The sequence below is a fragment of the Mycobacterium sp. genome, assembly GCF_049585075.1.
GTDB lineage: Bacteria > Actinomycetota > Actinomycetes > Mycobacteriales > Mycobacteriaceae > Mycobacterium.
Genome location: NZ_JBAUZA010000328.1, coordinates 1 through 1936, shown reverse-complemented (window position 1 = coordinate 1936; position 1936 = coordinate 1). Strand labels below are relative to the sequence as shown.

Annotated in this window: 2 protein-coding genes; one reads left to right on the top strand and one right to left on the bottom strand. The window is 65.6% G+C overall.

What is annotated here, in order from left to right; genetic code table 11:
- Positions 1-457: phytanoyl-CoA dioxygenase family protein (locus WB785_RS15720; protein ID WP_424080252.1), on the top strand; the 457-nt coding region annotated here is incomplete at its 5' end.
- A 3-nt stretch (positions 458-460) separates the two neighbouring features.
- Here the strand turns inward: WB785_RS15720 and WB785_RS15715 are convergent.
- The gene (locus tag WB785_RS15715) at positions 461-1759 is read right to left on the bottom strand and encodes a serine hydrolase domain-containing protein (protein WP_424080251.1); all 1299 of its coding nucleotides are present in this window, start codon (positions 1757-1759) and stop codon (positions 461-463) included.
- Between the last annotated feature and the right edge of the window lie 177 nt (positions 1760-1936).

Sequence of the window (1936 nt, the reverse complement as noted above, 5' to 3'; positions counted from 1 at the left end):
GGACGCGCAACTGGCTCACCACGACGACGGGTTCTACCCTGTGCCGCGTCCGCGTGCACCGCTGGCGGCCGCAACGATTTGGGCGATCGACGACTTCACCGCCGACAACGGCTCCACCGTCTTGTATCCCGGCAGCCACCGCTGGGGGCCGCGTCGGCCGGGCCCGGACGATCAGTCGCTACCGGTCGTGATTCCCGCCGGTTCGTGCGTCTTCTTCATCGGCACCCTTTGGCATGGCGGCGGCGCGAACACCACCACCAACGACCGGCTCGCCGTCACCGCCCAATATTGCCAACCGTGGCTGCGACCGATGGAGGCGTTCACTCTGTCGATCTCACGCGAGATCGCCCGGGAGGTCTCTGACGACATCCGCCGCATGCTGGGCTACAGCATCCACCCGCCGTTCGTCGGCGCCGTCGACGGCCTGCATCCACTGCGGCTGCTGGACGAACCGTAGGCGCTAACGTCTGCCCGATACCGCCCGCTTTCGCTGTCGGGCTTGACCGTAAGTTGCGCTGAACTGCGGCACCTCGAGGGGACCGGCGTGCCGGGCGGCAGCGATGGCATTGCGCAGCGGACGCGCCAGGCCCGCGAACGACGCCATGTCGAACACCATCGGCGTCAACAGCCGGTTATGCACATAGCCGAATGCGCTGGCGGTCTCGGGATCGGCCCACCCGAGTGTTCCACCTAAACCGATATGGCCAAACCCCTTGAGTAGACCGGGAATCGGCGATTCGTGATAGCCAAGATGAAACGGCATCGGCACCATCATGTTTAGATCGGGGAGCACCCTCGGCTTGCCGATCAGGCCGCTCACCAACTCCGATGACAGGAACTGCTTTCCGTCGATGCGGCCGCCGTTGGCCAACGCGGCGTACATCTTCGCCAAACCGCCGCCAGTCACGACACCATTGGCAGCGGGAACCTCTCCGTCAAGGAATGGGATATCGCCCTGCACAAGCGATTTGATGCCGGGGAAATACATTGCGCCCAAGGCGCCGGAGAATGGCAGCCCCGCCACCCGTGGTGCGACGAAGTTGAACACCGGATTGGGCCGATTGCTCTGCGGGGCCAGGATTTCCGCAACCTTGGTTGGCGCGCCGGCCGGCGGCCTTCCCAGATGTAGACCGTCGATGTTGAGGGGTTGCGCCAACTCGGTGCGAACCAGCTCGCGCATCCCCATGCCGGTAACCGATCGGGCCAGACCAGAAAGCAGCCAACCGTAGGTCAGCGCGTGATAGGCCGGTGCACCCCGCAAGTGGTCGACCGGGGCCGCGGCCAGTCGCTCTTCCATCAAGCGATGATCCATTAACTCCGTCTTGCCCACACCCTTCAGATGCGAGAGCCCGGATCGATGCCGCAGGACGTCGCGGACGGTGATGTCGGCTTTGCCGTTGGCCCCGAACTCCGGCCAGTAGTCAGCGACAGGCGTGTCATAGCACAGCAGCTCGCGGTCGACGAGCCGGTGGATCACCGTGGATGCGACTCCCTTCGTCGCGGAGAACACCATCGCGCCGGTGTCGGCCGTCCACGGCACCTCGCCGGCCCGGTCTGACCATCCGATCCACACGTCGACGACCGGGCGGCCTTCGATGTAGACGACCAACGTCCCGCCGCCGAATCGGCGCCCGGGAAACAGCCGGGCGAACACCCGGATCACGTTGGCAAACCGCGGATCGGCCGCGCCGTGGACGCCGCGTGGCAGGCCCCCGTCGGTTGTAAGCAGAGAGGGATCGCCGCGTCCCGATGCGATCATCCCGCGATGCTAGTACTCGCACTCCGGTGAGATGGCAGCATTACGAACATGGGTATCCGCAGCTCTTCTTACGTCGTTGGTACCGCGCTGGTGATTGCCTGCGCCTGGTCGAGCGCGCCGGTGGCCATGCAGGTCGCCCTTGCCGACCCCTGCGCGGAGGCCGAAGTCGTGTTCGCT